General features: G+C 36.5%; 22 protein-coding genes. 8 read left to right on the top strand and 14 right to left on the bottom strand.

Annotated features, from left to right (window positions below):
- Positions 1–387 precede the first annotated feature (387 nt).
- A complete protein-coding gene (locus LN051_RS01445; protein WP_229292859.1) occupies positions 388–987 on the top strand; it encodes a hypothetical protein in 600 nt (199 codons plus the stop codon).
- Positions 988–1,026: 39 nt separating this feature from the next.
- Here LN051_RS01445 and LN051_RS01440 read toward each other — a convergent pair whose 3' ends face one another.
- Complete coding sequence (locus tag LN051_RS01440) at positions 1,027–1,500, bottom strand: DUF1648 domain-containing protein (protein WP_229292858.1); 474 nt, start codon at positions 1,498–1,500, stop codon at positions 1,027–1,029.
- A 30-nt stretch (positions 1,501–1,530) separates the two neighbouring features.
- Complete coding sequence (locus tag LN051_RS01435; RefSeq protein WP_229292857.1) at positions 1,531–2,394, bottom strand: fructosamine kinase family protein; 864 nt, start codon at positions 2,392–2,394, stop codon at positions 1,531–1,533.
- 158 nt (positions 2,395–2,552) lie between these two features.
- Between LN051_RS01435 and LN051_RS01430 the strand changes: the two genes are divergently transcribed.
- Positions 2,553–3,218, top strand: coding sequence for an NAD(P)H-dependent oxidoreductase (locus tag LN051_RS01430; protein ID WP_229292856.1), 666 nt, complete (start codon positions 2,553–2,555; stop codon positions 3,216–3,218).
- 174 nt (positions 3,219–3,392) lie between these two features.
- On the opposite strand, the gene lip is transcribed toward LN051_RS01430, so the two are convergent.
- Positions 3,393–5,324 (bottom strand): YSIRK-targeted triacylglycerol lipase, encoded by a 1,932-nt coding sequence (gene lip, locus LN051_RS01425; RefSeq protein ID WP_229292855.1) that lies wholly within the window; start codon positions 5,322–5,324, stop codon positions 3,393–3,395.
- Positions 5,325–5,588: 264 nt separating this feature from the next.
- Here lip and nagE point away from each other — a divergent pair, with 264 nt between their 5' ends.
- Positions 5,589–7,058, top strand: coding sequence for an N-acetylglucosamine-specific PTS transporter subunit IIBC (gene nagE, locus LN051_RS01420; protein WP_229292854.1), 1,470 nt, complete (start codon positions 5,589–5,591; stop codon positions 7,056–7,058).
- A 134-nt stretch (positions 7,059–7,192) separates the two neighbouring features.
- Here nagE and LN051_RS01415 read toward each other — a convergent pair whose 3' ends face one another.
- Positions 7,193–8,674 carry a DUF6056 family protein gene (locus LN051_RS01415; protein ID WP_229292853.1) on the bottom strand — a complete coding sequence of 494 codons (1,482 nt, stop codon included), beginning with the start codon at positions 8,672–8,674 and terminating at the stop codon, positions 7,193–7,195.
- Positions 8,675–8,696: 22 nt separating this feature from the next.
- Positions 8,697–10,562: a glycosyltransferase family 2 protein gene (locus tag LN051_RS01410; RefSeq protein WP_229292852.1), complete on the bottom strand. Its 1,866-nt coding sequence runs from the start codon at positions 10,560–10,562 to the stop codon at positions 8,697–8,699.
- A gap of 207 nt (positions 10,563–10,769) precedes the next feature.
- Between LN051_RS01410 and LN051_RS01405 the strand changes: the two genes are divergently transcribed.
- Positions 10,770–12,944 (top strand): bifunctional glycosyltransferase/CDP-glycerol:glycerophosphate glycerophosphotransferase, encoded by a 2,175-nt coding sequence (locus tag LN051_RS01405; RefSeq protein ID WP_229292851.1) that lies wholly within the window; start codon positions 10,770–10,772, stop codon positions 12,942–12,944.
- Positions 12,945–13,171: 227 nt separating this feature from the next.
- Here the strand turns inward: LN051_RS01405 and LN051_RS01400 are convergent, their stop codons facing one another.
- From LN051_RS01400 to LN051_RS01370, 7 genes are all read right to left on the bottom strand, one after another.
- Complete coding sequence (locus LN051_RS01400) at positions 13,172–13,861, bottom strand: ABC transporter ATP-binding protein (protein ID WP_229292850.1); 690 nt, start codon at positions 13,859–13,861, stop codon at positions 13,172–13,174.
- Between the two features lie 26 nt (positions 13,862–13,887).
- Complete coding sequence (locus LN051_RS01395; RefSeq protein ID WP_229292849.1) at positions 13,888–14,634, bottom strand: ATP-binding cassette domain-containing protein; 747 nt, start codon at positions 14,632–14,634, stop codon at positions 13,888–13,890.
- A 1-nt stretch (position 14,635) separates the two neighbouring features.
- On the bottom strand, positions 14,636–15,439 hold the full coding sequence (nikC, locus tag LN051_RS01390) for a nickel transporter permease (protein ID WP_229292848.1): 804 nt from the start codon (positions 15,437–15,439) through the stop codon (positions 14,636–14,638).
- On the bottom strand, positions 15,436–16,422 hold the full coding sequence (gene nikB / locus LN051_RS01385) for a nickel ABC transporter permease (RefSeq protein WP_229292847.1): 987 nt from the start codon (positions 16,420–16,422) through the stop codon (positions 15,436–15,438). Before nikB ends, nikC begins: the two co-directional genes overlap by 4 nt.
- Positions 16,412–17,899, bottom strand: coding sequence for a nickel ABC transporter substrate-binding protein (gene nikA, locus LN051_RS01380; protein WP_229292846.1), 1,488 nt, complete (start codon positions 17,897–17,899; stop codon positions 16,412–16,414). Before nikA ends, nikB begins: the two co-directional genes overlap by 11 nt.
- 130 nt (positions 17,900–18,029) lie before the next feature.
- The gene (locus LN051_RS01375; RefSeq protein WP_229292845.1) at positions 18,030–18,755 is read right to left on the bottom strand and encodes an epoxyqueuosine reductase QueH; all 726 of its coding nucleotides are present in this window, start codon (positions 18,753–18,755) and stop codon (positions 18,030–18,032) included.
- Positions 18,756–19,167: 412 nt separating this feature from the next.
- Positions 19,168–19,830, bottom strand: coding sequence for an IS6 family transposase (locus LN051_RS01370; RefSeq protein ID WP_229292844.1), 663 nt, complete (start codon positions 19,828–19,830; stop codon positions 19,168–19,170).
- A gap of 212 nt (positions 19,831–20,042) precedes the next feature.
- Here LN051_RS01370 and LN051_RS01365 point away from each other — a divergent pair, with 212 nt between their 5' ends.
- From LN051_RS01365 to LN051_RS01355, 4 genes are all read left to right on the top strand, one after another.
- On the top strand, positions 20,043–20,342 hold the full coding sequence (locus tag LN051_RS01365) for a hypothetical protein (RefSeq protein ID WP_229292843.1): 300 nt from the start codon (positions 20,043–20,045) through the stop codon (positions 20,340–20,342).
- Entirely contained in the window at positions 20,272–20,553 is a 282-nt protein-coding gene (locus LN051_RS11475; RefSeq protein ID WP_420853982.1) for a helix-turn-helix domain-containing protein, read from the top strand. Before LN051_RS01365 ends, LN051_RS11475 begins: the two co-directional genes overlap by 71 nt.
- 342 nt (positions 20,554–20,895) lie before the next feature.
- Positions 20,896–21,123, top strand: a complete 228-nt coding sequence (locus tag LN051_RS01360; protein ID WP_274704568.1) for a YozE family protein — start codon at positions 20,896–20,898, stop codon at positions 21,121–21,123.
- 226 nt (positions 21,124–21,349) lie between these two features.
- The gene (locus LN051_RS01355) at positions 21,350–21,823 is read left to right on the top strand and encodes a hypothetical protein (RefSeq protein WP_229292841.1); all 474 of its coding nucleotides are present in this window, start codon (positions 21,350–21,352) and stop codon (positions 21,821–21,823) included.
- Between the two features lie 136 nt (positions 21,824–21,959).
- On the opposite strand, the gene LN051_RS01350 is transcribed toward LN051_RS01355, so the two are convergent.
- Positions 21,960–22,313: a DUF2200 domain-containing protein gene (locus LN051_RS01350; protein WP_229292840.1), complete on the bottom strand. Its 354-nt coding sequence runs from the start codon at positions 22,311–22,313 to the stop codon at positions 21,960–21,962.
- A gap of 62 nt (positions 22,314–22,375) precedes the next feature.
- Positions 22,376–24,115, bottom strand: coding sequence for a YhgE/Pip domain-containing protein (locus tag LN051_RS01345; protein WP_229292839.1), 1,740 nt, complete (start codon positions 24,113–24,115; stop codon positions 22,376–22,378).
- Between the last annotated feature and the right edge of the window lie 44 nt (positions 24,116–24,159).

Genomic DNA, 24,159 nt, shown 5'->3' with positions numbered 1-24,159 from the left:
TTAAATAAAATAATTAAGGCGGGACATCACAAATGACTGTTTAAAAAAATGAGTAAATCAAGTCTAAAAATAAGCGTTTCATTGTATGATTCGACAAAATTTGAAAACGCTTATGTGCATCGTAAGCGTTTTACTCAAATTCTAAACGCATTCTCCCTACCTCATCAAACATTGCGTTACATTTTCATGAAAAATAAATTTCTCATAACACAACTTTATTAATTTAAGTTTATATGATTTTCCAGACATGCGAAACTATATCAAGTAATTTTTAGAGAATTTATTTTTAATTAACAGTCATTACTTTTAGAAATCGTATTGATTAGTTAAAAATATTATAGTATCGTTAAACTTGTATTATAATAATTTAAGGGGTTGTAACATATTTTGAGTAGCTTAAACTTATTACATATTGAATCATTCGAAAAACAACGTACGAATCCTAAAGTCCTTTGGAAAATTTTATTATTTATTTTCACTTCGATTTTAGTGGCATTAATTGCCCCTCAAATTACAGACATCATTTCTCCAATTAAAGAAAAAGGATTGTCACAAAGTAAAATAGATGAAGTAAAACCGATCCTAAGCCTAATTACTTCGATGTCTCTATTTCTGGGTAGTGCTTTCGTCTTTCTCATTTATTTTGTCCTTATTTTGATTATTACAAAGATTACTAAATTAAAGGTCGCTGCTAAAAGTATCTTCTCATCTACATTGCTTATGTTGATTATTACTTCTATCATTACTTTAGTTGCTATGTCCATTCAATGGCTTTTTGGTTTTCAATTACCGAACATTAACATTGCATCCTTAAATATTTTCTCACCCGGACAACCTCAACTTAGTGCGATTAGCCTTCAAAACATAGTTACCGCATGGTTATTCGGCGTAATCTTATATTCCACTTGTCGTATGTCTAAAAAATGGTCTGCCATTTTAGCGATACTTCATTTTATGATTTACTTCTCATTTTCATTTTTATCCTAATTATTACAAAAAGGCGTAACAGAAATATTTGAATTTCTGTTACGCCTTTGTTTTACGTGTTTTAAACCAACGTATAACCATGAGCACGATAAACACGCCTACACTAATGAACGGTAATAATATTAAATAACCCATTATTTCATGTTCACCCCGCTTCACATTGTAAAGCTGATTCATATACATAAGCCATACACTTATATGTAGAAGCAAAAAGAGTATTGTAAGAATGGTTATTTCATGTTGTCGTGACTTTGGTTTCTCTTCTAAAACATTTATGAGCTTAGGTAGTCCCCCTATCAATACAGTACATACGCTCCATAATACAAGAAAAATAATAGGTAATGCCCATAGATGACCTTTTCCTCCAAAATCATCCGCTTCTCCTGCTAAATTAAAATGTATAGCTACCGTATGAGGAAGTGCTTGATAATGAAATCCTAAATATAATAGCGCAATTACCCATAGTATCGGAATACTGAGGTTAAGATACTTTACTTTCTGTCCTACTGTCATGTTGTTACACTCCTATTTAAAATTGATGACTTATGCTTTGGCTACAATCGTTTCCATTTCTCGACGTACGCTACTTTCATACATCGTACCAAATTTCACAAGATGAACTAACAGTAAATATAAAATATAAAAATGAATTCTGAATTCCGCGCCCGCCTTGAGTGGGTAAGCTTTGTTATAAGCTTCATAAAATGTTTCTGAAAAGCCTCCAAATACTTTTGTCGCACCTAAATCAAATTCTCGATCACCATACAATGGTGCGGGATCAAAGAGCGCCGGGGTGCCATCCGTTAGAAACATATAATTCCCTGCCCATAAATCTCCGTGTAAGAGTGACGGGCGACTGTCATGATGACATAAAGTCTGATCCATAATGTCGTATACTTTATCCAAAAGATTAAGATCCTTTTCTGATAATAAATGACGAGAAGCAATCCTTGTTTTTAAAGGTGCAATGCGTTGTTTTAAAAATAATGTGCGCCAATCGTTCGTCCAATGATTATCAAAACGATGGTCTCCACCTTCATATGGTAAATGAAAGCCAAATTTACCATTGTCGCTTTCCGTCTGATGTAACTTCGCAACGAGTTTCCCTAATGCTTCTTGACTACCTTGTACGCCTTCTTCTAAATAGCTTAAAACCAAATATGCATCACCATCGATGACGCCATTTGCGATAACACGCGGCGCTGTCACCCCAGCCTTTTCAAATGCTTCGAGTCCTGCAATTTCAGCCGCATAAAATGCTGCTTGTCGCTGAGGTTGAACAAGTAAAAAATAGGTTTCTGATGTTGTTTCTATTTTGTAAGCTTCGTTCACATCGCCGCCTGAAACAGACGTTATATGGGTAATGCCGTCTAATGGCAAGTTTTCCATCCATTGTTGTTTTTTCATTATAGGCTTCCTTTCTTTAAAGGGTATTGCTTTTCATTACCCTAAATGATGCCCTGTCAAAATGAATTGTACTATTTCAACGATAAACACAACATTTTTATCTTCGGCACATTTTTTCTATACTTAAGTTACAGATGATGAAAAGGAGCAAATTTACAATGAAAGATAAGAAACAATTATTGCTTGATGCTTATCAATTCCGCTTTGCGACAAAACAATTTGATACTAATCGAAAAATTAGCGATGAAGATTTTCATACGATATTAGAAACAGGTCGCCTCTCACCAAGCTCGCTCGGTTTAGAACCGTGGAAATTTCTCGTCATTCAAAATCAAGACTTACGTGACGCTTTAAAACCGATGAGTTGGGGTGCAACTAAACAATTAGCGTCAGCAAGTCACTTCGTCCTTATTTTAGCACGTAAAAACGTCCGGCCTCAAAATCCGTATGTCCATCATATGTTAGAAGTCATTCATAATATGACACCTGAAATGGCACAACAAAAACAAGAAGCTACTATTAAATTCCAAAACGAAAGCAACGACCTTTATCGTAATGCGCGTACTTTACTCGATTGGGCGGGCAAACAAACGTATATTCCACTCGGTAATATGATGACAACTGCGGCCATCTTAGGCATTGATTCTTGTCCAATCGAAGGCTTTTTATATGAACCTGTAGCCCAACTTTTAGCCGAGAAAGGTTATTTAAACTTAGATGAATATTACCCTTCTGTAATGGTCGCTTTCGGTTACCGCCAAGAAGCACCTAAACGTCAAAAAACACGTCGTTCCTTTGACGACGTCGTCCAATGGATTGACTAAAAAATAAGGGAGTGGGACAGAAATCTAGTTGATTTCGTCGTCCCACCCCCACAAGGCTGACTTGGATTGAAAAAAGCCGTAAGCGCATTTTCAGTCCAGTCAGCTACTGTGACTTTCTAATTGTTACTTTCTCATTTGATGTGGGACATGTTGATGTCCCACCCCTTTTTAGTCTTATTTTTTCTCTTTTTCAATACGCATTAAGTAATCTGTAATAGAGTCATAAAATTTTGTCAGTTCGCCCGCTGGGTGCTTCCCATCAAGTGCATCATTACCGATGAAATCACTGTGATCCCAACCTTTCATTGTTGGCATCACTTGCCATGTCCCTTTTTGTAAAGCTGAATTTTCATTGACTTCAACATGTTTTTCATCAGAAGGGTACTGTGAGGAAATGACTGAAACAAGACCGTCATTCGGTCTCCATAATATATCTTTGACAGCACCAATATAATTACCTGTTAAAATTTTAGTGAACTCCATACCAATATCTACCATTTGTTTGCCTAATTGTGTTTCATGCGTAGCCAAGCCGGTATACGTTTTATAATAAATATTTGGATTGAGCTCCGTTTTTTTATTAATTTTTTCCGCACCTTCACGTGTTAAATCATAAAGTCCAGTATCTTCAGAATCCCAAATTTTACTTTTAGCTACACGTTTATGATAGTCAATTAACGATTCGCCAGCTTTACGTTTAAAGCCCCATTGATCTAAACCATAATCAATTGTACCTAAATTACTAGATGTTCTCGCGAATGAATATAACATGTGGCGAATAAAAGGGCTATTGCCTAGACCATCTGAAGCATGTGTGCCATTATGAGGTGTAGCGATCGTTGTAATGGACGTCACCATATTGTCGTGGCCACCTGTGAAAATATCACTAATTACGCCACCATGACTTTTTTGATATGCAATTTCATCCTCATTACCAAAACGTAAATAATGTTCAAGCAAACGAATGGTTTGACCACCCATACTATGTCCTATGAAATGAACTGGATTGCCTGGTTTCCAATCTTTTAAAACACCTTCATACGTTTTACCGTAACGTTCGTGGCCATATTTCGCTGCATGTGCCGCACCATAATCTACACGGCCCCCTTTTAAAAAGTAAAAGAGTTCGACGGCACGCTCATGATTACTTGCAAGCGCACTAATGCTCGCTTCATATGTTTCATAACCTGCTTTTCGTAAATAGTTTTGGAGATTAGCTTTCGTACCGCCCCAATAGTTTTGGCCTTTCGCTGCTACGTCACCGACAAATCCATTAAAACCATGTACAAATACGAATGGATTTTTATTTTTAGGATGTTCCGGATTTTGAACAGCTTCAGGTGCTGCTTTTACAGCTGGTTTTTTATCGCTTGCTTGTTTCGTAAATTGTGATTTTGTTGTCGTATCTTTCGTTTTAGGCGCTTCAACGGTTTTTAATTCACCTTCTGAAGCATTCGTTTTTTCAGGATTCGTTGTTTCTTTTTTAGCTACATCGTCTTTAGATGTCGTTGTTTCTTCTTGTTTTAATATTTTTCTACTGTATCCCTTATCTATAGATGGTAACTGCGCTTTTTCTTTTGCATCATTAGAAGCTTCTGCCGCTACTTCTTTAGATTCTTGGGATTGTGCTTCCTGATTTTCTGGTGTAGGCGCCTGTGTTAAACGACGTTCTGTTTTTGAATTGTCCGTATCTTTTGAGATATGTTCGGCAGGTGTGAGTGGCGTAGGTTCACTTTCTGTATGCTGACTTGTTGACTCTACTGCATGTGTATCAGGTTGCGAAGCTTCTTTATGCTGGGGCGCCTGTGATTGCGTTGAAGCATTTGATTGTAGTACTTCAGGTTCTTTTGGCGCTTCCACTGATGTCTTCGATTCAATAGACGTTTCATCATTTGTGTTATGTAACGCTAGAGATTGTGGCTCCTGTGACGCTTGATTATGACTTTGAACGCGCTCTGTTAAAACTTGTGCCGCCTGTGGAGTGGTTTCATCTGCTTGTGCAACCTCACCACTTGCGATGAATAAAAATGATGCGACCATAACAGATGCGGTACCTAATACCGATTTGCGAATAGAAAATGTGTGTTGATGTTGCGTTTGCTTCATTTAACCAGTCCTTTCAAATAGGAATTAAACCCCGCCGTAGCGAGTTTAAAAGTAGCATACCAAATTTTCCTAACTGTTTTGTATATGACAGTTAAAGCATCGATCAATCCCCAAGCGCTCTATCCTATCGCTCGCTACTAAATTTACAATTTTTAGAACTTTACTTATCTCACCTATCTTAATTGAAAGCGCTATTATATAATAAATGTGCTTCGTTCATACACTTAGTCATGAATTACATTTTAAGGAATAGAAGGTGTACATATGCTTAACTTTTTACAACGTATCGGTCGTTCACTTATGTTACCAGTAGCCGTCCTTCCCGCTGCTGCCATATTGATCGCAATCGCTAATACTATTGCTGCATTTTCCAATAACACAAATGCAGCGTATACATTTTTCTTTAGTGCCGGTACAGGTATTATTAGTCAATTAGGTCTGCTCTTCGCCATTGGTGTGGGTCTTGGTATGGCCAAGAAAAACGACGGTGCTGTTGCCTTAGCGACAGTAGTTGGTTTCTTTACGGTAACGACACTTTTAAAGCCCGAAAATGTTACCAAATACTTTAATATCTCATCATCAGAAGTCAACGCTGGGTTTACAACACTTAATAACGGTAATGTTTTTATTGGTATTTTAGTCGGCTTAATTGCAGCCTATGCTTATAATAAATTTGCTTCAACTGAGCTTCCTACCGCATTGTCATTCTTTAGTGGTAAACGGCTTGTGCCTATTATGACGGCACTATTTAGTGTAGTATTGGCTGGTATTTTATTATTTGTGTGGCCTTTTGTTTATTCAGGATTAGTTCATTTAGGAGAATTTATTTTGAGACTGGGACCAGCGGGCGCAGGTCTTTACGGTTTCTTCAACCGCCTCTTGATTCCAACAGGACTCCATCATGCGCTAAATGCCGTATTCTGGTTTGATGTTGCGGGCGTTAATGATATTGCGAACTTCCAAAGCCAACAAGGAACTCAAGGGCTCACAGGACGCTATATGGCTGGTTTCTTCCCGATTATGATGTTCGGTGTTCCTGCTGCCGCACTAGCGATGTACCATACAGCAGATAGTAAAAATAAAAAACAAGTGGCAAGTTTAATGTTAGCAGGTTCCATTTCAGCATTTGTGGTTGGGATTACAGAACCTATTGAATTTGCATTTATGTTTGTTGCACCACAACTGTATCTTATTCATGCTTTATTAACAGGTGCATCTCTGTTTATTGCAGCGCTTTTTCAATGGACTGCAGGATTTTCATTTAGTGCAGGATTGATTGACTATGTATTATCACTTGTAAACCCGATTGCAAATACACCTTTAATGCTTATTTTGCAAGGCCTTGTATTTTTCGTTTTATATTATACGATTTTCCGTTTCATGATTGTAAAATTTAACATTAAAACGCCAGGCCGCGGTACAGAGATTCCTGAGCCGGAAGTCGATTTAAATGAACACGAAACTGAAACAAGCAAGTCAAAATACAGTCATACTGCTTCTACAATTATTGCTGGTTTAGGCGGAGAAGATAATATCACGTCTGTTACCAATTGTGCTACACGCTTACGCTTAGAACTTCGCGACACTAGCCTTATGGATGAAAGCAAAATTAAATCCGCTGGTGCCGTTGGTATAATGAAAAATGGCAAACATCAAGCTCAAGTTATTATTGGCACACATGTCCAACAAGTTGCAGACGAAATTGAAAATCAAATGGAACATAACGAAAAATAAAAATGCCTGATGATGAACACTTAAAATATTAGAATTTGAAAAAACGCCCACGTCGCTCAATTTTTGAGAAGCGTGGGCGCTTTATTTAGGAAACAATGGCTCTATTTCAAACATGTTATGTTTCCCATTACGCTTTATTTTTGATTTGAAGGCGGGAAAGTAATTTTAATTTTTTGTGGTATTTCATAATAGGTTTTAAAAATTGATTTTCGTCGTTTCGTTTCTGGTGAAGAGCGTTGCATATATGCTTCAAATGGCAAACGCTGCATATGATACGTCTTTAAGTTAGGATTTTCCGCTGCAGCACGGTGAACCTTCGCAATTCTCATATGATCAGCAATCGCAATGATTAAAAACATTATTACATAGGCACTTGCAAAAGTAACAGCTAGCACTTTCACGAACCATTGCCACTCTAGTCTATGTAATTCTAAATAACGAAGTAATACGAAAGCAATCATAACATAAATGATAAATACCGAATAAAAATTACGGGGCCCTATAGGTTGAACTATCAATAATGGTGCTACCATAATAGGAATCGTCAGTAATAACATAATAAGATATGCTTTAATACGAGATGATAACGCCACATAATACACGCTAGCAATTAATGTTAAATAGAACAAAATTGCCACCGTAAAATCTATCATAATTACTGGTGCCTCTTGTAATCTCAATTTAAAATCTAATGGCATACGAATGAAAAACATATAAAGCGGCGCGCTCGCTAAACCAGCATACAATAATCCTTTAACATACAGGGGTAACGTACTCCGATAAAGTATAAAACCTAATAATGCTGCAATAATTATTAAGATGAGGATAGATTGATAAATAATGTGTTCCGGAAACTGTGTTAACAAAGTTCGAACCATGCGACTTAGTAACCCTTGGTCATCACTACTTACTTTTTGATAATCTGATTCCCCGCCAAAAATTTTAATATATTGTGGATTCGTAAACATTATTACGGCACCAACCAAGGCACTCACAAACGCAATGATAAGTTGTTTTAAATGCTTTTTGTATTTAATGTAAAATGCAATTGCTGCGATGGTAATAATAGCGATATTAAATAACGTAATGCTTTCCATAAACCACTGACCTAACAGCGCAGCTAGCATCATTATGCACATTTCCCACCAATATAGTTTGCCTCTATTCATTAGCTTTATACAGTAACGCAAAATAATCAAAGCGCCGAGCGTAGCAGGAACGTAGTTGAAAAATCCAGCAAACCAGCCGTATATTTGACTATAAATTGTAGAGGGAATGAGTAAAATCAGTGTAATTAGCAATAATACATGATAGTTTGGATGACGATCTTTACCCAAAATATCATCCACACTTTTTTGAATAATGATGAGGATACCTACCGCAAACAAGACATAAATAACATATCGAAAAAGTGCAATACGCGTCGCAATGACTTCAAATGTATTGCCTAAATAACGTCCATTTAACGTCTCATAAAACGAATGAAACATTTGTGTTCCGTAGGATGTCGCCCATTCTAAATCATCATGTGTTAACGGCGTTAAAACACTCATCACAAAATAAAAAATAATAATTGGTAATAAAATCCGATAACGTAATATACGTTCTAGCAACATGTGTCTTCGCTTCTTTCTAACACTATATTTCTTTAACAAATTTTTTGTTTGCTGTGAGGTACTCACCATTTACAGTTTTAAGTCGTGGTGTGTGGTTAGAAGTATAAATGATGTCATCAATTTCAAATGTTTCGCCCACTTTCACACCGCGAATCGGTTCTTTTTTAAACGAACGCTCTGTATATAATTTACATCCTTTAATCACTTCAATGCGTCGTGGCATTTTCGTAATATACGTGTCAGAATCGACCATTTTGAGTGGTTCTACAAAGTCAATATTGGCTGTCAAAACATAACCCTTGTCTGTTTCTAACCTAGGCGTATCCATTGAAGAATAGGAAAGCCCTTTAATTTGAATGGCACTTCCCGGTTCGAGTTCTGATACCATATGCATAAAATCGACATCTCCATACAATTTTACTTTTTTAATTGTAACAACTGTTTTAGGCGCTTCTTTAAAATAATGTTTGTTGCCTATTTTTATCGTATCTTGCGGTGTAAATTCAACTTTAAACGCCTTTCGTTTCATCACATTTTCAGTTTGTGTGGAAGGATACGATGCATACACCCGTTCCGTATCATATATTAAATAATCCACTGCCAAATTAAATGGCACTTCCGTATGATATTGTAATGCTTCTGTTGGAATATACAGTTTATTTCCTTTTAATTCAAAAGGAATCTCTTTTTCATTTAATTCATTATGCAATTCTACCGCTCTTACGCCTCGAATCGAAACATCCACGGGCTTTAACACTTCAATCACTTCATATTTTTGTCCATCTACACATTGCGTCCCTTGATATACAGGGTAGCACGCGACTTGCAGCGGTGGAATATCAGTACTACCACTCTCCAAATAAACCACGCCATTGTCAACATAACGTGAAAATTGTTCATCTGACATTAGCGTTTTAATAAACGCTTCTAACTGTTCAAATGCTTTATTTTTGAACAACGTGTATGTTACTTTATATTTTTCTATCGTAAATAATGGTTCAATCGCTGTACCCGTATTTTCAATCACTTGGCAAACTTCTTCAAAGAGTGCATAGTACTCTTGCTTACTTTGTGACTTCAAAAATGATTTTGTGAAGAAATAGCGTTTCATAAAATCTAATTCTAAAAATCTAGAAAGCACATTTACTAACGCTGCTTTTGGAATATCTAGTTGAATGATTTCTTTCAACAAACTGAAATTAATTTTAGCTTTTTCAAAAGCCGTTGTCGTTTTAATAAGTGACACGTTTTGGCTATACCGATTTACATGGTATGTCGGTAATGTCGACATTGTTGCACACGTTGCTTTACTAATGAGCTCTGTAAAAAAGAGTTTATCTTCGCCATATTTTAAATGTTTTAATTCGATTTGGTGCATCTCCACAAGCGCTTTTTTAAAAATCTTTCCTGGTGGTCCTACAGCACGAAACACCTTTTCCATCTCATAAGGTACAAGCCCTGATTGATTTTGAAATGATTGAAAACGAGCAATTTGTGTAATTCTTTTATCTGTATGTTTGAACGCTCTCCCGAAGCCAATGTCTGATCCATCCGCTTTGACACGTTCAACAAACTCTATAAAATGATTACAGTCTAACCAATCATCTGCATCTAAAAATGTAAGGTATTCTCCTTCAGCACGTTTCATCCCTTCGTTTCGAGGTTGTGCTGGACCTCCCGTATTTTTAGGCAGTTGAATACATTTAACCATGTCATAGTTTGATGCATATTTTTTAATAATCTCTAAAGAGTCATCTGTCGAACAATCATCTACAAAAATAGCTTCAATCTTTTCGTGATGCTTTAAATGAATTAACGATTCTATACAACGTTCTAAAAAAGGTGCTTTGTTATATACAGGTACAATCACTGAAATTAATTTTCCCACTTTTTCACCCACATTTTTATTATTTTTTTGATTTTACCAAAAAAAATTACTTATTAACAACCTAAATCCATTTTAAAACCTCCGTCATTAATACATCTCTTATAAATTATCAGTATCAAAAATATAACTGCTATTTTATATCTTCAAGAAATGCTATAATACGAAAGAATTAGAATTGAAAGAGAGACAGAGAGAGGATGATTCTTTATGAATGCACTATCAATTATAGTGCCATTCTATAACTCAGAAGAGTATATAGAGTCGTGTATTGACTATTTAAAACGCCAACGTAATCAGTCTTTTGACCTCATTTTCGTCAATGACGGTTCTACTGATAACAGCGAAAAGTTAATGAAAGCCGCACTTAAAGACTATGATAAAAATGTGAAATACGTAAAACTAGACTATAATTGTGGGCACGCACATGCAAGAAATGTAGGGATGACTCATGTAGAAACGCCATATTTCATGTTTGTTGATGCCGATGATAAGTTGGCAACTTATGCGGTTCAATTTTACCTTAAGCATTTAAATGGTTTAGATGGCTTAGTTGCACCTATACATGAATTTAGCCTCAAAATGCCACAATTTGTAGATCAAGACCGTGTACAAGTTCAATACTTTGATACGAAGCATAATCCTAATTCATTTTTACGTAAAAATACAGCATGCAACATCATTTTCCGTACAGGGATTGTAAAAGCACATGACATTCGTTTCAATGAAGATTTAAAAGTTTATACAGACTGGTCATTCGTGCTTGAATATGTTCAATATGTCAATCGCTTCGTACGTATTACTTATTTTCCATTTTATTTCAAAGGTGAAGTATATGATCCGTTTGAAACAAATACATTGTCTGAGCAAAGTTTTGACGTTCTTTTTGAAGATTACGTCAACAGCTTTATCGATGCGTTATCACGCGTCAAAAAAGGCCCTATTCGCAACTTCATCAAAGCAAAAATGATCCAAAAATTGCATCAAGACTTTATGCCTAATCTTGATGAAACACCACGTCGTACACAATTGCATACCGAAGCACTCGTTAAAGTCGCACGTCATTTAAATGTTGCTATTTTGAGTGAGAAAAAATTACTTTTCGGCTTAGAAATGTTGGCCTATGCTTTAAGAAAACCAGAACTCGGTTTACGCATTAATAAGTTCCGTTTTATGACACGTCATGCGAAACGTATTGCTTTACGTCAAAAAGGTAAAGAACGCTCAGAATACTTTTTAACTGATAAAGAAGACAATGTGACAGGGAAAACGGTCGTTTTCGAATCCTTTGGTGGCAAAAATTATAGCGATAGCCCTAAATACATCTACGAATACATGCAACATCATTATCCTGAATTAAATTATAAATGGGTCTTAAAAGATCCTGAACATTGCCAAATTCCAGGAAGCGCTACAAAAGTTAAAAAAGAATCTAAAGCTTACTATAACGCTTACTCAGAAGCAAAAGTTTGGGTTTCTAACGCACGTATTCCATTATTCTTAAACAAAAAACCAAATCAAACTTACATTCAAACGTGGCATGGTACACCGTTGAAGCGCCTTGCTAATGATATGAAAGTCGTGCGTATGCCAGGTACAACGACATCGCTTTATAAACGTAATTTCAACAAAGAAACGTCACGTTGGGACTATTTAATTTCGCCTAACCGTTACTCATCAGAAATTTTTAGAACAGCGTTTTGGATGGCGCCAGACGACATTCTAGAAATTGGTTATCCACGAAATGATATTTTAGTGAACCGTGCCCATGACTTAGAACTACAACAAGAAATTAGAGAAGAATTGAACATTCCTGAAGGCAAAAAAATTGTCATGTACGCTCCAACTTGGCGCGATGATGAATTTATTAAAAAAGGACAATATACTTTCGAACTTAAAATTGATTTACCAAAGCTTCAAGCAGCACTTGGCGATGATTACGTTATTTTATTACGTATGCACTACCTCATTGCGAATGCCATTGACTTGAATGGGTTTGAAGACTTTGCTATTGATGTGTCACATTATAATGATATTTCTAGACTTTATTTAATTAGTGATGCGTTAATTACGGACTTTTCTTCCGTCATGTTCGATTATGGTATTTTAAAAAGACCTCAGTTCTTTTTTGCTTATGATATAGAAAAATACGATAAAAATTTACGTGGTTTTTATATCGATTATCATAAAGATTTACCAGGCCCTATTTATACACAACCAAGTGAGTTAATCCAAGGTTTAAAACAACTCGATACAATCAAAACAGACTATACACCAAAAATTGATGCATTTTATGACCGCTTCTGTTCTATTGAAAATGGTCAAGCTTCAAAATTTATTGGTGATATGATTTATAATGAAATAATGAAAAAAGAAGCGGAGTAAGATTACGGCATCACAGATGATGACTTTAAAAACCGTATGATCCACCTTCTAGACTGCCGACTAAGCCTTAGTCGGCAGTTTTTTTACTACATATAAAAAGAAGCGGGACAGAAATCGATTTGATTTCGTCATCCCGCTCCCTCTAGCCTTGGAAAGCACTTTTTCAAGGCTAACAACTTTTTAATTAATAAGTGATAAATGTTATAAATCGTGTCATGCTTATTCTTCTATTGATAAACTTCTATAAGTCTTTGCGTTGCAATACGTCTCTCTTTATTAAACATATCTGCTTTCATAAAATCATCGACACATTCTCCATCTTCCAACACGATAAAGCGCTCCACACATTGTGATAAAAACGCAATATCGTGTGAAATCATGATAAGTGTTTTGCCCGTTTCTGCATGATATCGATTCAATTGCTGCACCATTTCATGCTCAACTAGCACATCTACATTCGCAGTCATTTCATCACATACTGTCATATCTGGTTCTACCATCAATGTACGAATAACATTTAACCTTTGGAGTTGACCTCCGCTGACTTCATGAGGGTAACACTTCCATACTTCTGGCGACAAACCAAATGTATGCAAAGCATGCTCACATCTATGCATCATTTTATTACGCTCATTCGGCCGTAAATTCACTGCTTCTTGCAACGCAAATCCTATCGTGCGTTTCGGGTTAAACGCTTGACTGGCATGTTGAAATATCGGTAAGCGCACTTGAAAATCATTGGTTAGTTTACCTTTAGAGGGTTGCCTTAGGCCTACTAATAATTCTCCGAGTGTCGTTTTACCAGAGCCACTCATCCCGATAATTCCTACCTTTTCCCCGTCTCTAATCGTGAGACTGACGTTTCTTAAACGCCATTGATGTGCATGGCCTATGGAAACATTTTCCATTTGTATCATGAGTCTGTGCCTCCTTGCAGCCGACGTTATTGTTTAAACAATTGTGCAACGATAGGATGAGGATGTTGCGCATCAAAGGTATCAAAAGTGCCTGAGGCCACTATTCTCCCTTGATCCATAACGTAAAGTTCATCACAAATTCGAGAAACATGGGACAAGTCGTGAGTAATGATAAACAAAGTCACTCCGTGTTCGTCTACTATGTGTTTAAGCAACTTGATCATACGTGCCCCATTAACAACGTCTAGTGAAGCAGTTGGTTCATCTGCAATAATCAACTTTGGTTCTAACATCATTACACTCGCGATAACTAACCGTTGCAATTGTCCGCCAGACAACATGAATCGATAACGCTTTTTCAGGTTCAAGTCTTCCAAACCTACCCAACCGAGTGCTTTTTGTATTTGCTGTTGTGCTTCTGTTTTTGAAACTGGAAAATGGTAACGATACAGTTGAAGGAGCTGTTGATCTAATGGTGTATGTTCATTAAAACTGTGCATGTAATCTTGATTCATATAACCAATACGTTTTCCTAGCAAAGACGTCATCTGTGTTACGACTTCACCTTCGTACTGTAAGGCGTTACAACTCATTCTCATCGTTTTAGGCAATTGTTGTAATAAGGCTTTCGTTAAAAGTGTTTTGCCGGAGCCACTCGGCCCAATTAAAGCCGTGATTTCATGTTTTAATAACGTCAAATTAACGGAATGAATATAAGTTCGTGACGATTGTGTGACCGTGAGTTGTTCAACTTCTAAATGTATATCGTTCACGTTAACGCCCCTCTTTCGCAAAATAGTCTCTTAACGCATCGCCAGTTAGTTGGAAAATTAAAATCGTCACTGTAATGAATAGGGCTGGCGCTAAAATCATTAGAGGCTCTGAAGTGATATAATCACGTCCAGCGTTCAACATTGCACCCCATTCTGGTGTTGGCGGTTGTGCACCAAGACCTAAAAATGACAGTGCAGCAATATAAAGCATAATTTTCCCAAAATCGACGGTAGCCACAACAAGGATAGATGGCAAAATATGGGGTGTCATATGGTGCCATAAAACTTTCCAAGTAGGAACATGAAATAATTGTGCCATTTGAATGTAATGTTCAGATTTCAGTCCAGCAACAATCTGCCGTGTTAGACGCGTATAGGTCATCCAACGTAAAAGTGCCATTGCCAACACTAAATTCCAAATGTTCGGTGGTAAAAAACTAGCCATCGCAAGCATGAGCACAAACTCAGGAATCCCTAAGCCAACATCTACAATACGCATCAATATGCTATCTATTTTTCCACCGTGATAACCAGACATTAAACCTAATGGCACACCAATAACAACACTGACTAAAAGCGTCAACAAACTGACTAAAAGCGTTTCTCGCGCACCAACAATCAATCGCGCCAATACATCTCGTCCATAGTCATCTGTACCTAGTAAATGATTAAAACTCATAGGTTCAAACACTTTATGAAGATGCACGTCGTACGCAGTCTCCGGTGCAACGAAAAATTGCGCAATAACGAGTATACCGATATAAGTGAAAAGGACCCAGACCATTTTAGGTAAATGTTGACTCATTTCAAAGCACCCTCACTTTCATATTTCAACGCTTCCTTTTTTAAATCGCACTTTGCCAAGCGTCTTTTAGGATCGAGTTTTGAAACGATAACATCTCCCACTGTATTTGCGATTACAACGATCAATCCTAAAAACAACACGATACCTTGAATCACAGGGTAATCACGCGCCCGAATACTATCCACCAAAAACTGGCCTAACCCAGGTATATTAAAGATGTTTTCAATGACCACTGTACCACCAATAAGACTTCCCATAGATAATGCAATCATCGTTACAATTGGCGTTAAAGCCGGTTTAAGTAAAAGATGCTTTAATATAAAGCGCTCCGACAAACCACGTAAACGTGCGATTTCAACTTCTCTACTTCGATACAACTCCAATAAAGTCACGCGCATTAAGCGTACATAATATGCACACATACTAATGCTCAAAGCTGCAACTGGTAAAATGAGATGTAACGGTGATGAGAAGCCCGCAATAGGTAACCACTGCAATCGACTCGCAAAAATATAAATTAATACGATAGCCAAGAAAAACGATGGCAAACTGACCGCAATAGAACTGCCAATACGAATGGCGTAATCTAACGTCCGCTGATGATGCCAAGCAGCAGTAATGCCTAACGGAATGCTTACGCAAAGGACTACACCAATCGTCAATCCTGCTAAAATCAATGTTGGCGGCGCATAATGTAACAATGCCGACATTACATCATGCCCTGTTTGGTAACTCTGACCGAAATCTAAGCGAAGAACGTGACTTAACCAATCAGCGTACTGCACGAGATAAGATTGGTTTAACCCATGTGCTGCTTTTACAGCTTCTAACTGAGTTTGAGAAACATTGACCTCACCTGCATGTAATTGTTTACTAATCGGGTCACCTGGCGTTAATTTCATTAAAATAAACGTAATGGTCGAAAGCACCCATAACACTAAAATCATTTGTCCAAATCGGCTCAAAAATGATTTAATGCGCATCTTCCATCTCTACCTTTTCATCAATCAGATAAATATCATTAGGCGTTGTTTCTAAATGTTTCACGCGCGACTGGGTCGCATGAATCGTTTCATTATACGAAATGTAACTATTCGGAAAATCCGCTTGTGTTTTCTTTATAATGTCATTACTTAAACGATGTCGTTGTGCATCTCCAACTGTTCGATTGAGCTGTTGAATCAACGGTGTCACCGTATCATCATGATAATCTCCTTTATTAATGCCGCCATCTTTTAAATACGCTTGATTAAAAAAGTAACCGGTATCTCCTCTTGGAATCGTACCAATGCTATATAATGAAGCATCCCACTGCTTACGGTTCGCAAGATAACTCTCAATATCTTCTACATTTCGTAATTTAATATGAATATGTGCTTTTTCCGCATCTGATTGAATGACTTGCGCAATTTTAGGCAATTCAGGTCGACCGTTATAAGTTGCGACCTCCAACTCTAACGGATGATGCGCATCGTATCCCGCTTTTTCCATTATACGACGTGCTTTTTCAATATTTTGCTTTGGCACAGGTGTACTTTGAATGAAATTAAGCGCAGTATTAAAAGGACCACTTGCAGGCTTAGCGTACCCTTTCGAAATTGTATCCACGATACTTTCACGGTTAATCACATTGTCTAACGCTTCACGCACGGATTTCGTCATTTTAGGACTGTCATGATTGTAAAGCAACATTTGCGTTCGATAACCATTAACATGTTGGACTTTTGTATCAGGATTTGCTTCTAAATGATCAACGTTAGTCACAGGAACATCAGTAATCACATCAGCTGCACCCGCTTCTAAATGATTGACGCGCGTTAAACCATCTTCTTGATAAGTCACGTCAATGCCTTTAAGTTTTGGTTTTCCATGCCAATAGTGCAGATTTGGCTTTAATGACATCCCTTGGGAAGGTTGGTACTTCTGAACTTCATAAGGACCTGTTCCAATAGGATGTTTGGAGACGTCTTCTTTAGCTTTCGTATCAAAAATTGCAGAGAACGGACTTGCTAGCTCTGACGTCAACTCTGGATAAGGTTCTGAAGTCGTAATTGTAAGCGACTGTCCATGTGCCTCTATCTTTTGAATAGGCAATGTAGATTTAAGCAAATCACCATGTGACAATGCGCTTTCTAAACTCTGTTTTACTTTTTCTCCAGTAAGATGTGTGCCATTTTGAAAATAAATGTTGGGTTTAAGTGTGAGTTTAAGTGTTTGAGGTGTCACTTGTTGATATTGTTTAACCAAATGTGGCGTGACCTTACCATCATTTGCAACTTTGAAGAGTGTTTCTGTTGCACCCATTTTGACAGAAGTGTCAGATTGATATGGGGCAATGTCGGTCGTTTTTAAAGGAAGTTCGACTTTTAAAATGTCATCTTCTGTTTTTGACTGCACGCTACATCCTGCGATCATTAATGGACATAAGCATGCAATCAAAAAAGATGTTTTACGATTCATAGCTGTGCCTTCTTTCATTTCATCAATTCTTAAATCTAAAAGGAAATAATATCCCCGGATATTATATCATAATAGTATTGATGACATTCACATTTTTATGTACTAATCGTAAAAATGACATTAATTCGTCTTATTTATGATTCATTTGTTCTAAAAAAAGTTTTGCTTGTCGATTAACCGTTTTAAAATCAATACCTTGTTGTTGTGCTGCAAAAACACAGCCACAGTAGCATTGACGGAAGATATCATATTCTTGACACATTGTAATCGAGCGCTCATAACCTTTATTTTTCTTGAAATCACTCGGTAAATAAAAGACATCATAAAGTTGTTGGACTTCAAGTCCGATTCCATTGATGAGTTGCGCATTTTTCTTTGGTGACAAAGTAATTGCACTTCCAAAATAATCGTAACCAAAGTCCACAGCTGCTTGCGCAACCATATCTAAACGCATCTCAAAACATGCCGAACATCTTGCGCCACCTTCTGGAGCATCTGTTACACCTTTTTCTTTTGCCATCTTCATAAATTCATGTGGACGATAAGGCGCTTCTATATATTTTACATTTGCACCTGTGCGCGCATTAAAATCTTCAACAAATTGTTCTTGAACTTTAGCACGTCGTAAATATTCATTTTTAGGATGTATGTTTGGGTTGGCAAAATAAATCGCAATATCCGCATATTCTTTTAAAAATTCTAATGTGTAAGTACTGCATGGCGCACAACAACTATGCAATAAAATTTTAGGACGTACGCCCTCACGCTCCCAATTTTGTATCATTTTTCGCAAAACTTTATCATAATTAATTTTTTGATTTTTCATCTTATCCAATATTTCATTCGCTTGAATCATTATAAACACCCCTTCTACTACAATTCGATAATATCGTCTATTTTAACATTGAAATGTGTGCTTTTGATATCTTTTCTAAAAATTATCGTTTTTGTGATACATTCTATGTCATTTCTAATGATACGGTACTTTTTATGTAAACATTGTCAAAACGAAAACGGTAGAAAATGTTATTGTCGAGAGAAAAATGCCAAACAGAGGAATATTGAAGCACATAACGACCCACTGATTTTGAAAGATCACACAAAAGAGAGTGGTACATCGAAATCAAACTGATTTTTGTCCCACCCCTATTCATCATTATATTTAACACTCACGTAATTCAAACATTCCTTATATATATATCTTTTAGGATTCTGTTGCAAAGCTAAAAAATAAATCTCTAGACTCATGTTTAAAATAATACTTCGTATTAACTTGCTAGCATGATGCTAATTTCACGGCATGGCGAAAACCCGTAGATCTGAAGAGATCTGCGGTTCTTTTTATATAGTCCATAAATACATTCAATGCCTTTGAACGTATTCTTTGCCGTATTGATACTTTGATAACTTATTTTCCTTACTTTGATATGACGATGATCTTGTTCAATGAGATTATTTAAATATTTAGAGGTACAATGACAGTTCGGGTTAAGTTTAAAATCTTTGATTAGTTTAGACATTGCGGCCTTCGTTGACGGTGCTTGATCTGTAATTATCATTTGGGGTTTGCCAAATTGCTTGATAAGACGCTTAATAAACGCATATGCCGCATGATTATCTCGCCAAATATCTAATGTATGGCCGTCTGCACCAATCGCACGATATAAATAGCACCATTTGCCCTTAATTTTGATATATGTCTCATCGGCACGCCATTTATAATAAGCTTTTTTATACTTTTTCTTCCAAATCTGATACAAAATCGGTGCATATTCTTGAACCCAACGATAGACTGTTGAATGATGAACATTGACACCACGTTCGCTTAATATTTCAGATATATCACGATAACTCAATGCGTATCTTAGGTAATAGCCAACGGCTACAGTGATGACATCTTTATCGAATTGTTTATATCTGAAATAGTTCATACAGAAGACTCCTTTTTGTTTAAATTATACTATCAAATCAACTTTGCAACAGAACCCTATAATACCTATTCCATAACAAATTTCTTCACACTTATTTAAGTTACTTACAATAACAATATAGCTTCACTTCTAATTAATAACTGTATAATTTGTTACAATTTCAAAAAAACTGTTACTATTTATACATAAATATGAAAAAGTAGGGGATTGTTGTGTGTGAATTACCTGAAATAACTCAATTAATTAAAAACAACAAAAAACTAGAGTTTTTAACAAAAGATATGATACAGACTACCGAAGAAAACTATTTATATTTCATCAATCAAGGGTTGCTAATATTAAAACAAGATTCTTTAGGTGGAGATACGATCATTCATAAAATTTTAAATGATAACTCTTTTTTTATTGGTAGCAAAAACAAATATATGTATCCTAAAACGGATGTTTCCTATTTTAAGCTTAATCTCCATCATTTTAAGATTAGCAAATACTTTTGGTGTTCAAGAGGGTAAAAATATTAGAATTTCTATCAAAATAACTCAAGAAGAGTTAAGTCAATACTGTGGTACAACTAGAGAAAATGTTGCGAGATCTATAAAGATGCTTAAAAACGCAAAATGTATGCGCTATTCTAAATCTAATATAATTATTACTAATATCGAACATATGAAATCAATGATTGATTGTGAAAATTGTATATCTGGAGTCTGTAACACCAAATAATAAAGTCCTTAAAACTGCTATAAGCCCTATTAATGTCTCTCGAAAAAACGAGCCGATACCTACTCTTTTTTCATTCATAGCAATACTAAAACGAATTGTCTACACTAGATTAAATGCCTCTTTTGAGAAAGTATTTGCCTAATCACGAAAGCAGACGATTTTTTATCACTTCTCGCCCCATTGCCCTAACAATATGTCACCTCAAAAAGCGTAGCATACAGCTGATATCTATACATTTTCAATTTTCAATTTTACCTACTAATATTTCTACATAACGCTTATATATTTTGCCCTATCCTTAGCCCATTTATATGTTATAATGTATGTCGGCTCGCAAATGAGGTGAACAATTTGAGCTTTTATGATTACATGCGAGATTTCTTAGATGATGATACGCCATTAGGTGATTTGGCACGGCATATGTATGCACACGCTGAGTTTCCTGAAGGACTTCATACTTCTGATGAGATTTTAGCGTGCTTTCGTGAAACTCAGTGGTATAGTCAAATGAATTATGCTGATCTCAAGCGAGCGATTGCATTATATATGCAGTTTGGATCCTTGAAATAGGATTGTATCATTCATTCTAATGAATGACCTAGTAGAGGTTGAGACAAAACGTTCTATGCGTTATGTCTCAACCTTTTTATATCCCCAACTTTCTACCCTCCCCACTTAATTTTTGAGGCGATGTCTTTTTTATGGCATAAAACCAAGTTTAACATCTTACCATTTATGAGAATATTCGCTATACTATAACTAATGCACAAGCACGTTCAAGGAGGCTACCACGAAAATGAAAAAAGTGACTTCTGTTGTTGTGATATTGTTTCTTGTTGTTTTACTTATCGCCGTATCTATTAAAGCTTTCACGCATACACCAAGGATCGATGATAGCACTCAGAAACAAGAACAATCCACAACAAAGGATAAAATAAAAAACAAGAAAACAGCTGAAGATGTAACAGACGATCACACAACGTCAGAACACGGCTACGAGCAACCAACGCAAGAATATTACCATCATCAGCAACCCACATACCCAACACAACGTCCTTCTCCACAGCCACACAAAACTGAGGAACCATCAACACAGCAAGCAAAACCTAAGACAGATGAACCAACGACTGAGCGCCCAACGACATCTGAACCAACACAGCGACCTGCTACATCAGAACGTCCAACTCAACAAGCACCTAGCAAACCTTCATCTTCAACAACGCAACCTAAAAATAACACAACGCCAAACGCTAACACTTCACAACCTTAAATAAAATAATACCTATAATAAGAAGCTCAAAATATCACAAACGGAAGTTTCAGAAAATCACATCCGCTTCTACTATAAAAAACAGCGGTGAAGCAATGTTCTTATGAACAATCGCTTCACCGCTGTTTTTAGTTTATTATGTGGACTTTCTAAAAATTTTATCTAACGTCTTGCCTTTAGCCAACTCGTCTATCATTTTATCGAGATAACGGACTTCTTGAACTATATCGTCTTCAATCTCTTCCACACGTATCCCACAGATGACCCCTTTAACTTTTTTACGGTCTGGATTCAACTCAGGCGCTTCTTTAAAAAATTGTTCGAACGTCACCTCTTGTTCGAGTTGTTGTTCAAGTGCCTCTTGTGTATAGCCTGTCTGCCACTTAATAATGGTATCTACTTCTTGTTTCGTTCGGCCTTTCTTCTCGGCCTTATTGATATAATGTGGATAAACACTTTTCACTTTCATACGATATATTTTTTCTGACATCCTCCCCCTCCTTCATACAACATCTCTTAAGGTTACTCTCTCAATGTATCATAATACACCATTTATTCAAATAACTTAGATGTTCCACGTTTTTCGATGCGTTTTAAACGCAATCGACGTAATAATGGATACAAGAGGAGTCCAGATATAAAGACACCAATTCCAAATAGCCCTAACCAAGCCATTTCAGTCACGAGTGCTTCGTAAACGACTCCACCTACTGCTTCACGAAACAGCATTAAACTATGATGGAATGGTAAAAAAGGTTGTATCTTTTGCACAAATGACGGCGCCACTGCACTTGGAAACACTCCATCTGTCCCTACAAATTGAAAAGCAAGTAAAAGGACTACACCAATTTTGCCGATATTGCCAAATAATGCCACTAATGTATAGACAATAAATACATAAATTAAGGCAACAAAGGCACTCACGCCAACAAATAGAAGACGACTTTGAATTGGAATTTCTAAAATAAAAAACAATGTGATGATAATTGTTGATGCTTGAAACAACGTTATCCATGTATATAATCCTATACGTCCAAGAAAATGAAATCTTGAGCTACGTGCTTCTATAGTTGTCTCATAAGGGTGACGTGCGTGAATTAATAACGTCGTTAATAATAGTCCAAGCCATAATGCCGTCGATGTAATGAAAGGAGTTAGACCACTTTGAAAGCTTTCGACCGTAAACAAACTTTGGCGCTCTAAATGAATTGGATTAGAAGCTACACCTGCTTGCTTTTTTAAGTCCGTGCGCATCAATTTCACAATATGCTCTAAAGTATTATCTTTGTCTAACGTTTCAAATTGCTGGTTGGCCTTATTAATATCTGTTTGCACTGACGGAAAATCTTTCTCTAACGTTTGTGCTAACGTGCTCAATTGTGCACGTGCGCCCGGCTGATGATTTTCTAAGTTAGTCCGCACACTATCATATTGATTAAACAAAGGTTCCAACGACTGATTAAATTGACCTGTAGCTACAGAAATATCGTAGGCTTGACCACTTAATACTGGCCCATACTTTGCAAGGTTTTGATTATGAATTTGATTTAATTGTTGATTCGCTGCCATTGCCTCATTTTTATATTGCGTCACTTGTTGTAAAGCCGTAAGATTTTTTTCTAAATCAGTTTGCTGTCGATCAAGTTCAATGACGGCTTGTTTAAATTGTTCGATTTTAGGCATTGCTTCATTAGCGAGCGCAATACTATCGCGAATTTTTTGGTAAGAAGGCAATTGATCTTCAAGTTGAATGCCCTGTTTATTCGCTTCATCAAGTAAAACTTTCATCACACTCGCATTAAACATTGCGTCCGCTTGTTTAATCGATTCTCCCATCGTCGCATCTGTCAATTTTGGTGTAATTGCATTTATTTTCTCGTTAACATGATATGTCACAGTCGTTTGTTTCGGCTTTTGCCGAATAATTCCGGTCACATCCTCTGAAAATGTTTGAGGTATATGTAAAACAGCGACGTAGTTTCCTTTTTTCAAAGCACTCTCTGCCGTTTGACGATCGACAAATTGCCAATCCCACTTTTTTTGTGTTTTTAATTGTTGTTCTACTGTCTTACCAACATTGATTTTACGTCCTTGAATTTTAGTTCCTTTATCTTCATTGACAACACCAATCTTCATATGTTCGGTTTGTTGAAAAGGATCTTTATTGGCACTCAAGTCATACCATGCGAAAAGTGCAGGTAAGACGGTCAACATTATTAAAGCAAGCCATGCAATTGGGCTTTTCACCAATTGCTTGATATCCATCTTAAAAATATCGATGGGGTTTTTCATAATTTCACCTCAGAATGAAAAAATCTTTATTAATCTATTATAAT

The sequence above is a fragment of the Staphylococcus ratti genome (genome assembly GCF_020883535.1).
Classification (GTDB): domain Bacteria; phylum Bacillota; class Bacilli; order Staphylococcales; family Staphylococcaceae; genus Staphylococcus; species Staphylococcus ratti.
The sequence above is the reverse complement of the archived record's forward strand: the minus strand, read 5'-3'. Positions and strand labels throughout refer to the sequence as shown.